Source organism: Streptomyces sp. AC602_WCS936 (genome assembly GCF_019049125.1).
Lineage (GTDB): Bacteria > Actinomycetota > Actinomycetes > Streptomycetales > Streptomycetaceae > Streptomyces.
Genome location: NZ_JAGMUF010000020.1, coordinates 76,586 through 91,401, shown reverse-complemented (window position 1 = coordinate 91,401; position 14,816 = coordinate 76,586). Strand labels below are relative to the sequence as shown.

The following is a 14,816-nucleotide window of genomic DNA, read 5'->3' as shown; positions in this document are numbered from 1 at the left end:
CCGACGTCGGGTGATCAGTGCGCCGAGCCCGACAACTGCAGCCCGATCACGCCGATGATGACCAGGCTGATCGAGACGATCTTCAGCGTGGAGACCAGGTCGCCGAGGAAGATCATGCCGTAGATGGCGGTGCCCGCCGCGCCGATGCCGGTCCACACCGCGTACGCCGGACCGACGTCGAGCTTCTTCAGCGACATGGTCAGCAGACCGAAGCTGCCCAGCGCGAACACGCAGAAGGCGACGGTGGGCCAGAGGCGGGTGAAGCCGTGCGACAGCTTCAGGCAGACGGCGAAACCGGTTTCGAGCACCCCGGCCACTATGACCAGCAGCCACGCCATGTCATGTCCTCCCGTAGTCCCGTCGTACCGTGACCGCTGCGTCCGGTTTTGCTCAGGCTTGCATCCGGCTTGGTGCGATTATGCCCTTACCGGTCCCAACGCGCGGCAAACAACGCGAAGGTCAGTACGGCGAACAACGCGAACGTCAGTCGCCTTCCTTCCGTTCCCGGGTGGAGAGCAGCCGGCGCAGCGAGTACAGCCGGGCCGGGTCGGCGTGCCCCTCGGCGACCCACGCGTCCAGCGCGCAGTCGGGCTCGTCGTGGCTGCACGCGCGCGGGCAGCCCTCGGTGCCGGGCACCAGGTCGGGGAAGGCGTTGATCACTCGGGACGGGTCGATGTGCGCGAGCCCGAACGACCGTACGCCCGGGGTGTCCACGACCCAGCCGCCCGCCTCGGAGGACAGGGGGAGGGCGAGGGCCGAGGTCGTCGTGTGCCGGCCGCGGCCGGTCACCGCGTTGACGTGGCCCGTCACGCGACGGCGGTCCTCGGGCACCAGCGTGTTCACGAGGGTCGTCTTGCCGACGCCGGAGTGGCCGACGAAGGCCGTGATCCTGCCGTCCAGGTGTTCTCGTACGAGGTCGGCCGCCGCGCCGTTCTCCAGCTCCTCGCGGCTGGTGACGACGTACGGGATGTCCAACGCGCCGTACAGCTCCAGGAGTTCGTCGGGCGGGGCGAGGTCCGACTTGGTCATCACCAGCAGCGGCGTGAGGCCGCCGTCGAACGCCGCGACCAGGCAGCGGTCGATGAGGCGGGGGCGTGGCTCCGGGTCGGCGAGGGCCGTGACGATGGCGAGCTGGTCGGCGTTGGCGACGACGACGCGCTCGTACGGGTCGTCGTCGTCCGCCGTGCGGCGCAGGACGGAGGTGCGTTCCTCGATGCGGACGATGCGCGCGAGGGTGTCCTTCTTGCCGGTGAGGTCGCCGACCAGCGCCACCCGGTCGCCGACGATCGCCGCCTTGCGGCCCAGTTCGCGGGCCTTCATCGCCATGACGATCCGGTCCTCGACGAGGCAGGTCAGGCGGCCCCGGTCCACGGTCAGGACCAGGCCCTCGGCGGCGTCCTCGTGCTTGGGGCGGGTGTGGGTGCGCGGACGGTTGCCCTTGCGGTTGGGGCGGGAGCGGATGTCGTCCTCGTCGGTGTGCTTGCCGTAGCGGCGCATGGCGATCCGTCCCTACGCCCCGAGCATCCCGGTCCACAGGTCGGGGAATTCGGGCAGCGTCTTGGCCGTCGTCGCCACGTTCTCGATCTCCACGCCCTCGACCGCGAGGCCGATGACCGCGCCGGCGGTGGCCATGCGGTGGTCCTCGTAGGTGTGGAAGACGCCGCCGTGCAGCGGGCGCGGGCGGATGTGCAGGCCGTCGGCGGTCTCGGTGACGTCGCCGCCCAGCTCGTTGATCTCCTTGGTGAGCGCGGCCAGGCGGTCCGTCTCGTGCAGGCGCAGGTGCGCCACCCCCCGCAGGGTGGAGGGCGAGTCCGCGAGGGCGGCGACGGCGGCGATGCCCGGGGTCAGCTCGCCGACCTCGCCGAGGTCCACGTCGATGCCGTGCACGGCGCCCGAACCGGTGAAGACGAGACCGTAGTCCGTCAGTTCGCAGGAACCGCCCATCTCGGTGAAGATCTCGCGGAGCCGGTCGCCGGGCTGGGTGGTGCGGGACGGCCAGTCGGGGATCAGGACCTTGCCGCCGGTCACGAGCGCCGCCGCCAGGAACGGCTGGGCGTTGGACAGGTCCGGCTCGACGGTGAGGTCCCGGCCGAGCAGCGCGCCCGGCGTGACCCGCCAGACGTTGGGCTCGCCGCCGGACTCCGGGGTGTCGACCTGGGCGCCGACCGCGCGCAGCATGTCGACGGTCATGCGGATGTGCGGCATGGACGGCAGGGCGGAGCCGGTGTGGCGGACCTCGACGCCCTGGTTGAAGCGCGGGCCGGACAGCAGCAGGGCGCTGACGAACTGCGAGGACGACGACGCGTCGATCTCGACCGGCCCGCCCTCCAGGGCGCCGCCGCCGTGCACGGTCATCGGGAGCGCGCCGCGCGCGTCGTCGTCGATGCGGGCGCCCAGGGCGCGCAGCGCGTCGATCACGCCGTGCAGGGGACGCTCGTACGAACGCGGATCGCCGTCGAAGCGGATGGCGCCGTCGGCCAGGGTGGCGACCGGCGGCAGGAAGCGCATGACCGTGCCGGCGTTGCCGACGTCGACCGTGGCCGGGCCGCGCAGGCCCGCCGGGATGACCCGCCAGAACTCGCCGGTGCCGTCCGGACCGACGCCCTCCTCGATCTCGACGCCCATCGCGCGCAACGCCTCCGCCATCAGCACGGTGTCGCGGGAGCGCAGCGGGCGGCGCAGCCAGCCGGGCTCGGAGGCGAGGGCGGCCAGCACCAGGGCGCGGTTGGTGACCGATTTGGACCCCGGCACGTGGACGGTCGCGTCGACGGCTCCGCTCGCGTGCGGGGCGGGCCAGAGGGCGGTGTGCGCGGGGTTCACGGTCATGGGCCCCACTTTAATGGCTGAACGCGACCGGAGATCTTGATCAAAAGCGTCGAAACCGCACCGAAATCGCGACAGTGCACTTGCCGTGCATATATGCGCCGACCACTGCGCCCGCAAGAGGGCGCCCGGGCGTCACAGCTCCAGCAGCCAGCGCCCCCCGCCGATCAGCGAGCACAGCGACACCGCGTGGAACAGGAAGAACCACACCCCGGCCGGCGCGTGCGTCAGCCGGGACAACTGGTCCGCGTCCGAGTCACCGGCGCCGCCCCGCGCCCGCTTGGCCTGCAGCTCGAACGCCGGCCGCACTCCGCCCAGCAGCAGGAACCAGACCACCGCGTAGGCGAACGCCGCCTGCACCTGCGGGCCCGCCAGCCACGACACCAGGACGAACGTGCCGCCGGTCAGCACCACCGTCAGCACCCCGTACGCGTTGCGGACCATCACCAGCAGCGCGACGAGCAGCGCCGTCGCCAGCCACAGCAGCAGCGTGATGCGACCCGAGGCCAGCAGCGCGGCCCCGCCAAGACCCAGCAGCGGGGGAGCGGTGTAGCCGGCCACCGCGGTGAGGATCATCCCGAGCCCGTGCGGCTTGCCGCGGCTGACGGTGAGGCCGCTGGTGTCGGAGTGCAGCGTGATGCCGGTCAGCGTACGCCCGGTCAGCAGCGCCACCAGCCCGTGACCGCCCTCGTGGGCGATGGTGATGGCGTTGCGCGCTATCCGCCACAGCCCGTGCGGCACCACGACGGCGAGCGCGGCGACCAGGGTGGCGATCACCACCCACAGGTCGGGATCGGGCTGGGTGCCGGAGACCTCGTCCCAGAGGGAGGCGAGCGAGGCCGTTGCGAGGTGGTCCATTTCGGGCGGGGGCTCCTCGTGAGAACGCGGGGTCTGGCAGTGTGGCACGTATGTGCGGACGGTATGCGGCGAGTCGTCGACCCGAGGATCTCGCGGGAATCTTCGAGATCGAGAAGTGGGAGCCCAAGGAGACCTTGGAGCCCGACTACAACGTGGCCCCCACCAAGGAGGTCTACGCCGTCCTGGACCGTCCTCTGAAAGACGTCGAGGACCCGAAGCCGGTTCGCCAGCTGCGGAAGCTGAAGTGGGGGCTCGTCCCGTCCTGGGCCAAGACGCCCGAGGGCGGCGCCCGGATGATCAACGCCCGCGCGGAGACCGTCCACGAGAAGCCCTCCTACCGCCGCGCCTTCAGCAGTCGGCGCTGCATCCTGCCCGCCGACGGCTACTACGAGTGGGTCACCGGCAAGCAGGAGCGCGACCTGGAGGTGGAGGGCCGCAAGAAGCGCCCGCGGAAGCAGCCCTACTTCGTGACCCCGGCCGACGGCACGGTCTTCGCGATGGCCGGTCTGTACGAGTTCTGGCGGGACAAGACCCTGCCCGACGACCACCCCCAGGCCTGGTGGGTGACCTGCTCGGTGATCACCACGGAGGCGGAGACCACGCCGCTCGCCGTGGCCCCCGCCGACGGTCCGCACGCCCTCACCGACATCCACCCCCGGATGCCGCTGATGCTCACGCCGGACCGCTGGGACGACTGGCTCGACCCGGCGCGCACCGACCCCGACGAGCTGACCTCCCTCCTCACGCCCCCGCCCGCCGGACTGATGCGCGCGTTCCCCGTCTCCACGGCCGTGAGCAACGTCCGCAACAACGGGCCGGAGCTGCTGAAGGAGCTGGAGGGCCCCGAAGAGGGCACACTCTTCTGACGTGACCAGCGAGAACACCGAGAAGATCATCGAGACCGCCGAGAACGTCGACACCGACACCGGTCCCGCCCGCATCACCTGGCACCCCGCCCGGAAACCCCGCCTCGTCCTCGCCGCGAGCCACGGCGCCGGCGGCGGCATCGAGGCGCGCGACCTGCGGGCGCTGGCGGCCGCGCTGCCCGCGCACGGCGTGACCGTCGCCCTCGTCGAGCAGCCCTGGCGGGTGGCGGGAAAGAAGCTGGCGCCCGCGCCGAAGACCCTGGACACCGGCTGGCGCGGAATCTGGCCCGCGCTCCAGGCGCCCGGCCTGCCGGTGATCGCCGGCGGCCGCAGCGCCGGCGCCCGCGTCGCCTGCCGTACCGCCGCCGAACTGGGCGCCCACGCCGTACTCGCCCTCAGCTTCCCGCTGCACCCGCCGGGCAAGCCCGAGAAGTCCCGTGCGGACGAACTGCTCGGCGCGGGCGTCCCCACCCTCGTCGTGCAGGGCGGCAACGACCCGTTCGGCAGGCCGGAGGAGTTCCCCGAGGCCCCCGCGGTTTCCGGAGGGACGTACGACTTGATCGAGATCCCTTACGGCGACCATGGCTTCGCCGTGCCCAAGCGGGCGGAGATCACGCAGGAGCGGGCCCTGGAACTGATCACCGAGGGAGTCGCGAAGTGGGTCGGCTCACTCGGGTGAACGCCCGGGAATGACCGGCGGGCGCCCGCTGTTGTGGCGGACATACGTTGCTGAGAATCAGCACCGACGCCGTAGGAGAGGAAGTCCGCCGCATGGGTTCGACCTTCTGCCCACCCGTCTCCCACCACCACCCCGTGGACGGGCTGCGCCCGGCAGCGTCGGATTCGAGTCGTAGCAGCCGATCCGACCTGGACTGGACGGTGCTGCACGCGGCGAAGACCGCCCCTATTCGGGCGGCGGGCGGACCGGATCGTCGTCTATCCTCCGATTCGAGTGAGACCGGTCTCGGTTTCACGACAACACTGGAGGAGGTGGGTCCGGTCACTGGGACCGACGCAGGGACCGAACACGGCCAGGCGGAGCAGCCCGAGGGCCGGGGAACGGGCGCGGAGTCGACCGCGGAGCGCAGCGCGCGCTTCGAGCGGGACGCGCTCGAGTTCCTCGACCAGATGTACTCGGCGGCGCTGCGCATGACACGTAATCCGGCCGACGCCGAGGACCTGGTGCAGGAGACCTACGCCAAGGCGTACGCGTCCTTCCACCAGTTCCGTGAGGGCACCAACCTCAAGGCGTGGCTGTACCGCATCCTCACCAACACCTTCATCAACTCGTACCGCAAGAAGCAGCGCGAACCCCAGCGCAGCGCGGCCGAGGAGATCGAGGACTGGCAGCTCGCGCGCGCCGAGTCGCACATGTCGACGGGTCTGCGCTCCGCGGAGTCGCAGGCGCTCGACCACCTGCCCGACTCGGATGTGAAGCAGGCGCTCCAGGCCATCCCCGAGGAGTTCCGTATCGCCGTGTACCTGGCGGACGTCGAGGGGTTTGCCTACAAGGAGATCGCCGACATCATGGGGACACCCATCGGTACGGTGATGTCCCGGCTGCACCGTGGACGCCGTCAGCTGCGCGGCATGCTGGAGGACTACGCCCGCGACCGCGGTCTGGTCCCGGCCGGCGCCGGCAAGTCGAACGAAGCGAAAGGCTCGGGGTCATGAGCTGCGGAGAGCCGCACGAGACGGAGTGCAGCGAAATCCTCGATCATCTCTACGAGTTCCTCGACAAGGAGATGCCGGACTCGGACTGCGTGAAGTTCGAGCACCACTTCGAGGAGTGCTCGCCCTGCCTGGAGAAGTACGGGCTGGAGCAGGCCGTGAAGAAGCTGGTCAAGCGGTGCTGCGGACAGGACGACGTGCCGGGTGACCTGCGTTCCAAGGTCATGGGCCGGATCGACCTGATCCGCTCCGGGCAGGCCGTGCCCGAGCACGACGTGACGGCCGCGCCGCCGGCTCCGCAGGAGTCCTGAGCCGTCACCCGTACGTGCTAATCCGCGGGTTATCTGCCCGCGCCCTCCCGCCGCCGCCCTAGGCTCCGGAGCCTGACTGGCATGGCCGGGGGAGGGGCTCATGGACGCGGTACCGGCGGGGGCGCGCGCGTACGTCGCCGTTGCCGTCCTCGCCGCGCTGGTCGTCCTGCACCCGCTGCCTCAGACACACACGCCGTGGTGGGCGGTGCTCCTGCTCGCCGGGCTGTACGCGGGCTCGGAGCTGGTCGCCAGGTCCCGTCTCGTCGGGACCTGCTACCCCGTGCTGCTCGCCGGGGCGTTCCTGCTGCCGCCGCCGGCCGCCGCGCTCGTGGCACTGCCCGGGGCGCTGCTGTCCCCGGTGGCGCAGCGTCCTTTCGTGCTCCGGCGGATCTGGCGGGCCGCGCAACTGACGCTCGCCGTGTGGGCCGCCGCCCGGGTGCATTGGGAGTGCGGCGGCCGGGACGCGGTCGTCGCCCCCGACTTCCCCTACGCGCTCGTCCCGGCCGGGGCGGCGGTACTGGCGTTCTGCCTGGTGCTGACCGTGCTGGACGGCGGCGTCCTGCTCCTTGCCGACCGGGTGCCGGCACGGCGGGCCTGGCGGGGGCTGTTCTCCCGTTCGCTCGGGCCGATCGCCGTGCACGGGCTCGCCGGGCTCATGATGGCCGTCCTGTGGCGCAGCCCCTACGGCCCCGTCGCCGCGCTGCTCGTACTGCTGCCGATGTGCGTGGCGTGGTGGGCGTTCGCCCAGTACCACCGGGAACGGGCCGCGCACCAGGCGACCATCCGCGCCCTCGTGCAGGCCGTCGACATCAAGGACGGCTACACGCGCGGGCACAGCGAGCGCGTCGGCCAGGCCTCCATGATGATCGCCCGTGAGCTGGGCCTGGACGACGAGCGCGTCGAGACGCTCCGCTTCGCCGGCATCCTGCACGACGTGGGCAAGCTCGGGGTGCCCACCCGGCTACTGCGCAAGGACGGGCCGCTGACGCCCGAGGAGCGCCGGGTGATCGAACTGCATCCCGAGTACGGGCACGAGATGGTGCGCGGCATCCGCTTCCTGGGTGAGGCCAGGGCCGCCGTCCTCCACCACCACGAACGTCTCGACGGCAGTGGCTACCCCTACGGACTGGCCGGCGACCGCATCCCCGAGTCGGCCCGGGTGGTGGCCGTCGCCGACGCCTTCGACGCGATGACGTCCACGCGTTCCTACAGCAGGGCCCGGCCCGTCACGGTGGCCGTGGCGGAGCTCCAGCGGTGCGCCGGGGCACAGTTCGACCCGCGGATGGTCGGGGCGCTGGTCCGGGCCCTGGGCCGGCACGGCTGGCGTCCGGCGGTGACGTCCGACGGCGGTCCCCCGCCTCCCGCCGGGGTGCCCGCGGGCCGGAGCGGTGAGGCGCGGGACGGCGCGGGCAAGGGGGCGTCGTGACGCCGGACCGACGGCGGTGTCCGGCGCCGCTCCTCCTGATACCCGCCGGCGCGGGGCTCCTCGCGTTCGGCTGCCTCGCCTCCGTGCTGTGGTCGGGGCTCGCGCAGCGGCCCGTCGCCCTCGCCTTCGCCGCTCTGGTCGCCCTCGGCGAACTCACCCGGCGCACCGGTGCCGACACCCGGGAGGCCGCGCCCCTGGCGGCCGCCGGTGCGCTGGCGTACGCGCTGCTCGGGCACGTCGCCGGGACGCCCGCCGACCACGGCGTCGCCCAGACCGTCACCGTCGTGCTCGCCGCCTCGCTGCTCGGCAGCGTGCCGCACATCGCGCGCGGCGGCGGACCCGTCCTCGACCACCTCGCGCGGCGCCTGCTCACCGTCGCCTTCGCCGCCGTGTGCTTCCAGCCGCTGTCCACCCAGGGCGTCTGGCGCGACTGGGGCGGCCCCGCCCAGGCGCTGCTGCTGATCGCGCTGCTCGTCCTGACCGCGCTGTGCGACGCCCTGCTCGCCGCGGCACCCGCGCACGCCCGCACCGGCTGGCCCTTCGGCCCGCTGCTGCGCGAGGAGCTGCGCGGCATGCTCGGCATCACCTCCGCGGTGTGCGCCACGGGCGCGGTGATGGCGCTGGCGGTGGCCGTCGCGGGACTGTGGGCGCTGCCCGTCCTCAGCGTGCCGCTGCTGCTCACCCAGCTGTCCTACCGGCGCTACGCGGCCGTCCGCGCCACCTACCGGCAGACCATCGCCTCCCTGGCCCGGGCCACCGAGATCGCCGGGTACACCCCGGCCGGGCACGCCCGTCGCGTCGCCGAGCTCAGCAGCGCCGTGGGACGGGAACTGGGACTGTCCGGCACCGGGCTGACCGTTCTCGAGTACGCGGCCCTCATGCACGACATCGGCCAGCTGAGCCTGGTCGACCCGGTCCCGGCGGGAGCCACCGCCGCCCTGCCCGTCACCGAGCAGCGGCGGATCGCGCTGCTCGGCGGGGCCGTCGTCCGCCAGACCGGCGTCGACGCGGCGGTCGCGGTGGTGGTGGAGCGGCAGGCCGACCCGTGCCGGGAGCAGCCGGTCGCCGCGCGCATCGTGCGGGCCGTCAACGCCTACGAGGAGAAGGCACGGGGCGCGGGCCCCGGCGGCGGCCTCACGGCGCTGGAGGAGCTGCGGCTGGCCCCCGCGGACGACTACGCTCCCGACGTCGTGGAAGCACTGGCCCGAGTGCTGTCACGAGGCTGCCTTAGCGTGCCCGCGACTGGGTAACCCATGGGTAATGAGCGACCTCGTGGCCGTACGTGGTTGGATGCGAAGGAGAAGGTGTCCGGGGGCGCGGAAAGGCACAGCCAGCCCACTGAACGGAACTGGCAGGCGGGAATCGTGAGGATCTTCGGCAAGGGACGGCACCGGCCCTCCGCCTCCTGGCGGCAGGCCACCGACCGCGCGTTCACGCTGATCGGCGACGGTCGCTACGAGGACGCGGGCGCACTGCTGACGCGCGCCGCCGACCTGGAACCGTGGCTGTCGGAGTCGTGGTTCAACCTCGCGCTGCTGCACAAGTTCCGGCACGACTGGGAGCAGGCCAGAGCGGCGGGCCTGCGGGCCGTGGCGCTGCTCGACCGGGACACCGGTGCGCCCGACTGGTGGAACGTGGGCATCGCCGCGACCGCCCTCCAGGACTGGCCGCTGGCCCGCCGCGCCTGGCAGGCCTACGGACTGCGCACCCCAGGGGCCGCGACCGACGCCGGGGAGCCGCTCGGCATGGACCTCGGCAGCGCGGCCGTACGGCTGTCCCCGGAGGGGGAGGCCGAGGTCGTGTGGGGGCGGCGGCTGGACCCCGCCCGCATCGAGGTGCTGTCCATCCCGCTGCCGTCCTCCGGCCGCCGCTGGGGCGAGGTCGTCCTGCACGACGGCGTGCCGCACGGGGAACGGACCACCACCGCCGGGCACTCCTTCCCCGTCTTCGACGAGATCGAGCTGTGGGCGCCCTCGCCCGTGCCCACCTGGGTGGTCCTCCTGGAGGCCGCCACCGAGTCCGACCGGGACGCCCTGGAGCAGCTCGCCGCCGACGCCGGGTTCGCCGCCGAGGACTGGTCGTCGTCCGTACGGCTGCTGTGCCGCATGTGCTCGGAGTCCCGGATGCCCTCCGACGAGGGAGACGGCGAGCACCTCGACCCGCACGACCACAGTGAGCCCGGTCATCCGGGGCCGCTCGGCCACCGCACCGACGGGCAGATGTGGGTGCCGGAGCGGGAGTGCGGGGTGGCCGCGCCGGCGGGGCTGGTGAAGGGGCTGCTGGACGGGTGGGTCGCGGACAGCCCGGATTCGCGTGACTGGCGGGACCTGGAAGAGGTCTGCTGAGCGGCCCCGTAGTCTTTACCAGGAGACTCCAGCAGCAGTCACCACCAGCAGCACCACCCCTTGGTTGTACGAGGAAGGCATACGTCGGTCATGGCCCAGCAGGACACCGATCAGCAGCACGCGGGCGTGCTCCCCGTCGACGACGAGGGGTTCGTCGTCGACACCGAGGACTGCGAGGAGCGCGAGACCGCCTGGCGTGAGCGCGGCACCTCGCGGCCGATCACGGTGGTCGGCAACCCGGTGCTGCACAAGGAGTGCGCGGACGTCACCGCCTTCGGCGAGGAGTTCCAGCAGCTGGTCGCGGACATGTTCGCCAGCCAGCGCACCGCCGAGGGCGTGGGCCTGGCCGCCAACCAGATCGGCGTCTCGAAGAAGGTCTTCGTCTACGACTGCCCCGACGACCAGGGCGTGCGCCACGTCGGCGTGGTCTGCAACCCGACCCTCGTGGAGCTGCCCGCCGACCGGCGCAGCCTGGACGACAGCAACGAGGGCTGCCTGTCCGTGCCGACCGCCTACGCGCCGCTCGCCCGCCCCGACTACGCCGAGGTGACCGGGCAGGACGAGAAGGGCAACCCGGTCCGGGTGCGCGGCACCGGCTACTTCGCACGGTGTTTGCAGCACGAGACGGACCACCTGTACGGGTACCTCTACATCGACCGGCTCTCCAAGCGCGAACGCAAGGACGCGCTGCGGCAGATGGCCGAGAACGAGCCGCGCTATCCCGTGGTCGCGAACGACTGACGACGCGTCACCCGCCCCACGCCCCACGCGCGTTCGGCGCCCGCCCGGGTCTCCTCCGGGCGGGCGCCGTTCGTTTGCCTGAAGCCACCACACAACAGGAGAATTCCGGCACGCTGGGGTAGTGAATGGAGCAAATCCGTTCCCAGAACGGTCAGTTGTGGTGCTGAATGGGAAGTGCGGGGATACGCAACGGCGCACGCCCCGCTCGGTGCGGGGGGTGCGCCACCGGCGGCTGAGAGGGGTTTGTCCGTGCACGCTTTCTCACAGGGCTCCACAGCGACACCGACCGCGATCGCGGTACCGCCATCGCTCCGCCTTCCGGTGATCGAGGCGGCATTTCCCCGGCAACTGCACCCGTATTGGCCGAAGCTCCAGGAGAAGACACGCACCTGGATGCTCGAAAAACGGCTCATGCCGGCGGACAAGGTCGCGGAATATGCCGATGGCCTGTGCTACACCGACCTCATGGCGGGGTACTACCTGGGCGCCCCCGACGAGGTCATGCAGGCGATAGCGGACTACAGCGCCTGGTTCTTCGTCTGGGACGACCGGCACGACCGGGACGTCGTCCACGGCCGGCCCGCCGCCTGGCGACGGCTGCGGGACCGGCTGCACACGGCACTCGACTCACCCGGGGACCACCTGCACCACGAGGACACACTGGTGGCCGGGTTCGCCGACAGTGTGCGGCGGCTGCACTCCTTCCTGCCGGCGCCGGCGACCTGGAACGCCCGGTTCGCCCGGCACTTCCACGCGGTGATCGAGGCCTACGACCGCGAATTCCACAACCGCACGCACTCAATCGTGCCCGGCGTCGAGGAGTACCTCGAACTGCGCCGGCTCACGTTCGCCCACTGGATCTGGACCGACCTGCTGGAGCCGAGCGCGGGGTGCGAACTGCCGGACGCCGTTCGAAAGCACCCGGCGTATCGTCGGGCGGCCCTGCTGAGTCAGGAATTCGCCGCCTGGTACAACGACCTCTGCTCACTGCCCAAGGAAATAGCGGGCGACGAGGTCCACAATCTCGGAATCAGTCTCATCACGCATCACGGACTGACCCTCGAAGAAGCCATCGGGGAAGTCAGGCGACGCGTCGAGGAATGCATTACCGAATTCCTCGCCGTGGAACAGGACGCGTTGCGGTTCGCCGACTCGCTCGCCGACGGGACCGTCCGCGGAAAGGAACTGAGCGGCGCCGTACGGGCCTGCGTCGGCAATATGCGGAACTGGTTCAGTTCCGTCTACTGGTTCCATCACGAGTCCGGCCGGTACATGGTCGACAGCTGGGACGACCGGTCCACGCCCCCGTACGTCAACAACGAAGCGGCAGGTGAGGAAAAATGACCGTCGAGTCCGTCAATCCCGAGACCCGGACCGATCAGACCGGCCCGGCACCGGAGCTGCGCGAGCCGCCCGTCGCGGGCGGCGGCGTCCCGCTCCTCGGCCACGGCTGGCGGCTGGCCCGCGACCCGCTGGCCTTCATGTCCCAGCTGCGCGACCACGGTGACATCGTTCGCATCAAGCTCGGCCCCAAGACCGTCTACGCGGTCACCAGCCCCGACCTCACCGGCGCCCTGGCCCTGAGCCCCGACTACCACATAGCCGGCCCGCTGTGGGAGTCGCTGGAGGGCCTGCTCGGCAAGGAGGGCGTGGCCACCGCCAACGGCCCGCTCCACCGGCGCCAGCGGCGCACCATCCAGCCGGCGTTCCGGCTCGACGCCATCCCCGCCTACGGGCCGATCATGGAGGAGGAGGCGCACGCCCTCACCGAGCGCTGGCGGCCGGGACGGACCGTCGACGCCACCTCGGAGTCCTTCCGCGTCGCCGTGCGGGTCGCCGCCCGCTGCCTGCTGCGCGGCCAGTACATGGACGAGCGGGCCGAGCGGCTGTGCACCGCCCTCGCCACCGTCTTCCGCGGCATGTACCGGCGGATGGTCGTCCCGCTGGGGCCGCTGTACCGGCTGCCGCTTCCGGCCAACCGCGCCTTCAACGACGCGTTGGCCGATCTGCACCGCCTGGTCGACGAGATCATCGCCGAGCGCCGCGCATCCGGTCAAAAGCCGGACGATTTGCTGACGGCATTGCTGGAGGCGAAGGACGACAATGGGGACCCGATCGGGGAACAGGAGATCCACGACCAAGTGGTCGCGATACTCACCCCCGGCAGTGAAACCATCGCCTCCACGATCATGTGGTTGCTGCAGGCACTTGCCGACCACCCGGAACATGCCGACCGCATACGCGACGAAGTCGAAGCGGTCACCGGCGGCCGTCCCGTGGCATTCGAGGACGTCCGCAAGCTCACGCACACCGGCAATGTCATCGTGGAGGCCATGCGTTTGCGGCCCGCCGTATGGGTATTGACGCGCCGCGCGGTCGTCGAGACCGAACTCGGTGGCTATCGCATTCCGGCCGGGTCGGACATCATCTACAGTCCGTACGCAATCCAGCGCGATCCGAAGTCGTACGCCGACAACCTGGAGTTCGACCCGGACCGGTGGCTGCCGGAACGCGCGGGGAATGTGCCGAAATACGCCATGAAGCCGTTCAGCGCGGGCAAGCGGAAGTGCCCGAGCGACCACTTCTCCATGGCGCAGCTGACCCTGATCACGGCGGCGCTCGCCACGAAGTACCGCTTCGAGCAGGTGGCAGGCTCGAACGACGCGGTCCGCGTCGGCATCACGCTGCGTCCGCACGACCTGCTGGTCAGGCCCGTGGCGCGGTGACGCTCAGGCGCCCGTGACCGCCTCCGGTCCCCGGAAGGTGCGCCGGTAGGCGTGCGGGGTGGTCCCCAGGGCCCTGACGAACTGGTGCCTGAGGGCCGCCGCCGTACCGAAGCCGGTGCGCCAGGCGATCGCGTCCATCGTCTCGTCCGTCGCCTCCAGCAGCCGCTGGGCCAGCAACACGCGCTGGCGCAGTATCCAGCGGTACGGAGTCGTCCCCGTCTCCTGCTGGAAGCGGCGGGCGAAGGTGCGCGGGGACATGTGCGCCCGGGCCGCGAGCTGGTCGACGGTGACCTCCTCGTCGAGGTGCTGCTCCATCCAGGCCAGCACCTCGCCGACGGTGTCGCAGGAGGAGCGCGGCAGCGGCCGCTCGATGTACTGCGCCTGGCCGCCGTCCCGGTGCGGCGGTACGACCATCCGCCGGGCGATCCGGTTGGCGACCTCCGGCCCCTGCTCCTTGCGCACGATGTGCAGACAGGCGTCGATGCCGGCGGCGGTGCCCGCGCTGGTGATCACCGGGTCCTCGTCCACGTAGAGCACGTCGGGCGAGACGGCCACTGTCGGGTACTGCCGGGCCAGCTCCTCGGCGTGGTGCCAGTGCACCGCGCACCGCCGCCCGTCCAGCAGCCCGGCGGCGCCCAGCACGAACACCCCGGAGCACACGCTCAGCACCCGCGCGCCCCGGTCCACCGCCCGCCGCAGGGCGGCCAGCAGCTCGGGCGGGTACTCCCGGCGGGCGTAGTCGCTGCCCGCCGGGACGGCGATCAGGTCGGCCTCCTCCAGCCGGTCGAGGCCGTACGGCGTGGAGACGGAGAGCCCGCCGACGTGGGTGCTCAGCGCCGGGCCCTGAGCCGACACCACCGCGAAGTCGTACCCGGGCAGGCCCTCGTCGCTCCGGTCGATGCCGAAGACCTCGCAGACGACGCCGAGTTCGAAGGGATGCACGCCGTCCAGCAGGACGGCGGCCACGTTCTGCAGCATGCCGCCAGTGTGCCTCGGAAGTGGCAGGAAATCGAGGCCTTACGGCAGTCCTGCCACTCCCGGTAAGGAGT

The 14,816-nt window shown here is 71.6% G+C and carries 15 protein-coding genes; 10 read left to right on the top strand and 5 right to left on the bottom strand.

The window, feature by feature from the left end:
* Positions 1–14: 14 nt before the first annotated feature.
* The 4 genes from KUM03_RS09065 to KUM03_RS09050 all read right to left on the bottom strand — a co-directional run bounded on the left by KUM03_RS09065 (position 15) and on the right by KUM03_RS09050 (position 3,681).
* Complete coding sequence (locus KUM03_RS09065) at positions 15–338, bottom strand: multidrug efflux SMR transporter (RefSeq protein WP_217246513.1); 324 nt, start codon at positions 336–338, stop codon at positions 15–17.
* Between the two features lie 145 nt (positions 339–483).
* On the bottom strand, positions 484–1,497 hold the full coding sequence (gene rsgA / locus KUM03_RS09060) for a ribosome small subunit-dependent GTPase A (protein WP_217246512.1): 1,014 nt from the start codon (positions 1,495–1,497) through the stop codon (positions 484–486).
* A 12-nt stretch (positions 1,498–1,509) separates the two neighbouring features.
* Complete coding sequence (aroA, locus tag KUM03_RS09055) at positions 1,510–2,826, bottom strand: 3-phosphoshikimate 1-carboxyvinyltransferase (protein WP_217246511.1); 1,317 nt, start codon at positions 2,824–2,826, stop codon at positions 1,510–1,512.
* A 132-nt stretch (positions 2,827–2,958) separates the two neighbouring features.
* The gene (locus tag KUM03_RS09050; protein WP_217246510.1) at positions 2,959–3,681 is read right to left on the bottom strand and encodes a M50 family metallopeptidase; all 723 of its coding nucleotides are present in this window, start codon (positions 3,679–3,681) and stop codon (positions 2,959–2,961) included.
* 50 nt (positions 3,682–3,731) lie between these two features.
* Here KUM03_RS09050 and KUM03_RS09045 point away from each other — a divergent pair, with 50 nt between their 5' ends.
* From KUM03_RS09045 to KUM03_RS09000, 10 genes are all read left to right on the top strand, one after another.
* Positions 3,732–4,547, top strand: coding sequence for an SOS response-associated peptidase (locus KUM03_RS09045; RefSeq protein ID WP_217246509.1), 816 nt, complete (start codon positions 3,732–3,734; stop codon positions 4,545–4,547).
* A gap of 1 nt (position 4,548) precedes the next feature.
* Entirely contained in the window at positions 4,549–5,226 is a 678-nt protein-coding gene (locus tag KUM03_RS09040; protein ID WP_217246508.1) for an alpha/beta family hydrolase, read from the top strand.
* Between the two features lie 311 nt (positions 5,227–5,537).
* Positions 5,538–6,221: an RNA polymerase sigma factor SigR gene (gene sigR / locus KUM03_RS09035; RefSeq protein ID WP_217246507.1), complete on the top strand. Its 684-nt coding sequence runs from the start codon at positions 5,538–5,540 to the stop codon at positions 6,219–6,221.
* Positions 6,218–6,529: a mycothiol system anti-sigma-R factor gene (gene rsrA / locus KUM03_RS09030; protein WP_217246506.1), complete on the top strand. Its 312-nt coding sequence runs from the start codon at positions 6,218–6,220 to the stop codon at positions 6,527–6,529. Before sigR ends, rsrA begins: the two co-directional genes overlap by 4 nt.
* 100 nt (positions 6,530–6,629) lie before the next feature.
* Positions 6,630–7,955 (top strand): HD-GYP domain-containing protein, encoded by a 1,326-nt coding sequence (locus KUM03_RS09025; RefSeq protein ID WP_217246505.1) that lies wholly within the window; start codon positions 6,630–6,632, stop codon positions 7,953–7,955.
* Positions 7,952–9,205 carry a metal-dependent phosphohydrolase gene (locus tag KUM03_RS09020; RefSeq protein ID WP_217246504.1) on the top strand — a complete coding sequence of 418 codons (1,254 nt, stop codon included), beginning with the start codon at positions 7,952–7,954 and terminating at the stop codon, positions 9,203–9,205. Before KUM03_RS09025 ends, KUM03_RS09020 begins: the two co-directional genes overlap by 4 nt.
* A 114-nt stretch (positions 9,206–9,319) precedes the next feature.
* Positions 9,320–10,300 carry a hypothetical protein gene (locus KUM03_RS09015; protein WP_217246503.1) on the top strand — a complete coding sequence of 327 codons (981 nt, stop codon included), beginning with the start codon at positions 9,320–9,322 and terminating at the stop codon, positions 10,298–10,300.
* A gap of 90 nt (positions 10,301–10,390) precedes the next feature.
* Complete coding sequence (gene def / locus KUM03_RS09010; protein WP_217246502.1) at positions 10,391–11,041, top strand: peptide deformylase; 651 nt, start codon at positions 10,391–10,393, stop codon at positions 11,039–11,041.
* A gap of 249 nt (positions 11,042–11,290) precedes the next feature.
* Positions 11,291–12,385 carry an epi-isozizaene synthase gene (gene cyc1, locus KUM03_RS09005; RefSeq protein WP_217246501.1) on the top strand — a complete coding sequence of 365 codons (1,095 nt, stop codon included), beginning with the start codon at positions 11,291–11,293 and terminating at the stop codon, positions 12,383–12,385.
* A complete protein-coding gene (locus KUM03_RS09000; RefSeq protein WP_217246500.1) occupies positions 12,382–13,767 on the top strand; it encodes a cytochrome P450 in 1,386 nt (461 codons plus the stop codon). Before cyc1 ends, KUM03_RS09000 begins: the two co-directional genes overlap by 4 nt.
* A 3-nt stretch (positions 13,768–13,770) precedes the next feature.
* On the opposite strand, the gene KUM03_RS08995 is transcribed toward KUM03_RS09000, so the two are convergent.
* Positions 13,771–14,745 (bottom strand): GlxA family transcriptional regulator, encoded by a 975-nt coding sequence (locus KUM03_RS08995; RefSeq protein ID WP_217246499.1) that lies wholly within the window; start codon positions 14,743–14,745, stop codon positions 13,771–13,773.
* Positions 14,746–14,816 lie beyond the last annotated feature (71 nt).

What these genes read in the sequence shown, in the direction of transcription:
- KUM03_RS09065 (WP_217246513.1), bottom strand. Translation starts at nt 338, where the DNA reads ATGGCGTGGCTGCTGGTCATAGTGGCCGGGGTGCTCGAAACCGGTTTC.
- rsgA (WP_217246512.1), bottom strand. Translation starts at nt 1,497, where the DNA reads ATGCGCCGCTACGGCAAGCACACCGACGAGGACGACATCCGCTCCCGC.
- aroA (WP_217246511.1), bottom strand. Translation starts at nt 2,826, where the DNA reads ATGACCGTGAACCCCGCGCACACCGCCCTCTGGCCCGCCCCGCACGCG.
- KUM03_RS09050 (WP_217246510.1), bottom strand. Translation starts at nt 3,681, where the DNA reads ATGGACCACCTCGCAACGGCCTCGCTCGCCTCCCTCTGGGACGAGGTC.
- KUM03_RS09045 (WP_217246509.1), top strand. Translation starts at nt 3,732, where the DNA reads ATGTGCGGACGGTATGCGGCGAGTCGTCGACCCGAGGATCTCGCGGGA.
- rsrA (WP_217246506.1), top strand. Translation starts at nt 6,218, where the DNA reads ATGAGCTGCGGAGAGCCGCACGAGACGGAGTGCAGCGAAATCCTCGAT.
- KUM03_RS09025 (WP_217246505.1), top strand. Translation starts at nt 6,630, where the DNA reads ATGGACGCGGTACCGGCGGGGGCGCGCGCGTACGTCGCCGTTGCCGTC.
- def (WP_217246502.1), top strand. Translation starts at nt 10,391, where the DNA reads ATGGCCCAGCAGGACACCGATCAGCAGCACGCGGGCGTGCTCCCCGTC.
- KUM03_RS09000 (WP_217246500.1), top strand. Translation starts at nt 12,382, where the DNA reads ATGACCGTCGAGTCCGTCAATCCCGAGACCCGGACCGATCAGACCGGC.
- KUM03_RS08995 (WP_217246499.1), bottom strand. Translation starts at nt 14,745, where the DNA reads ATGCTGCAGAACGTGGCCGCCGTCCTGCTGGACGGCGTGCATCCCTTC.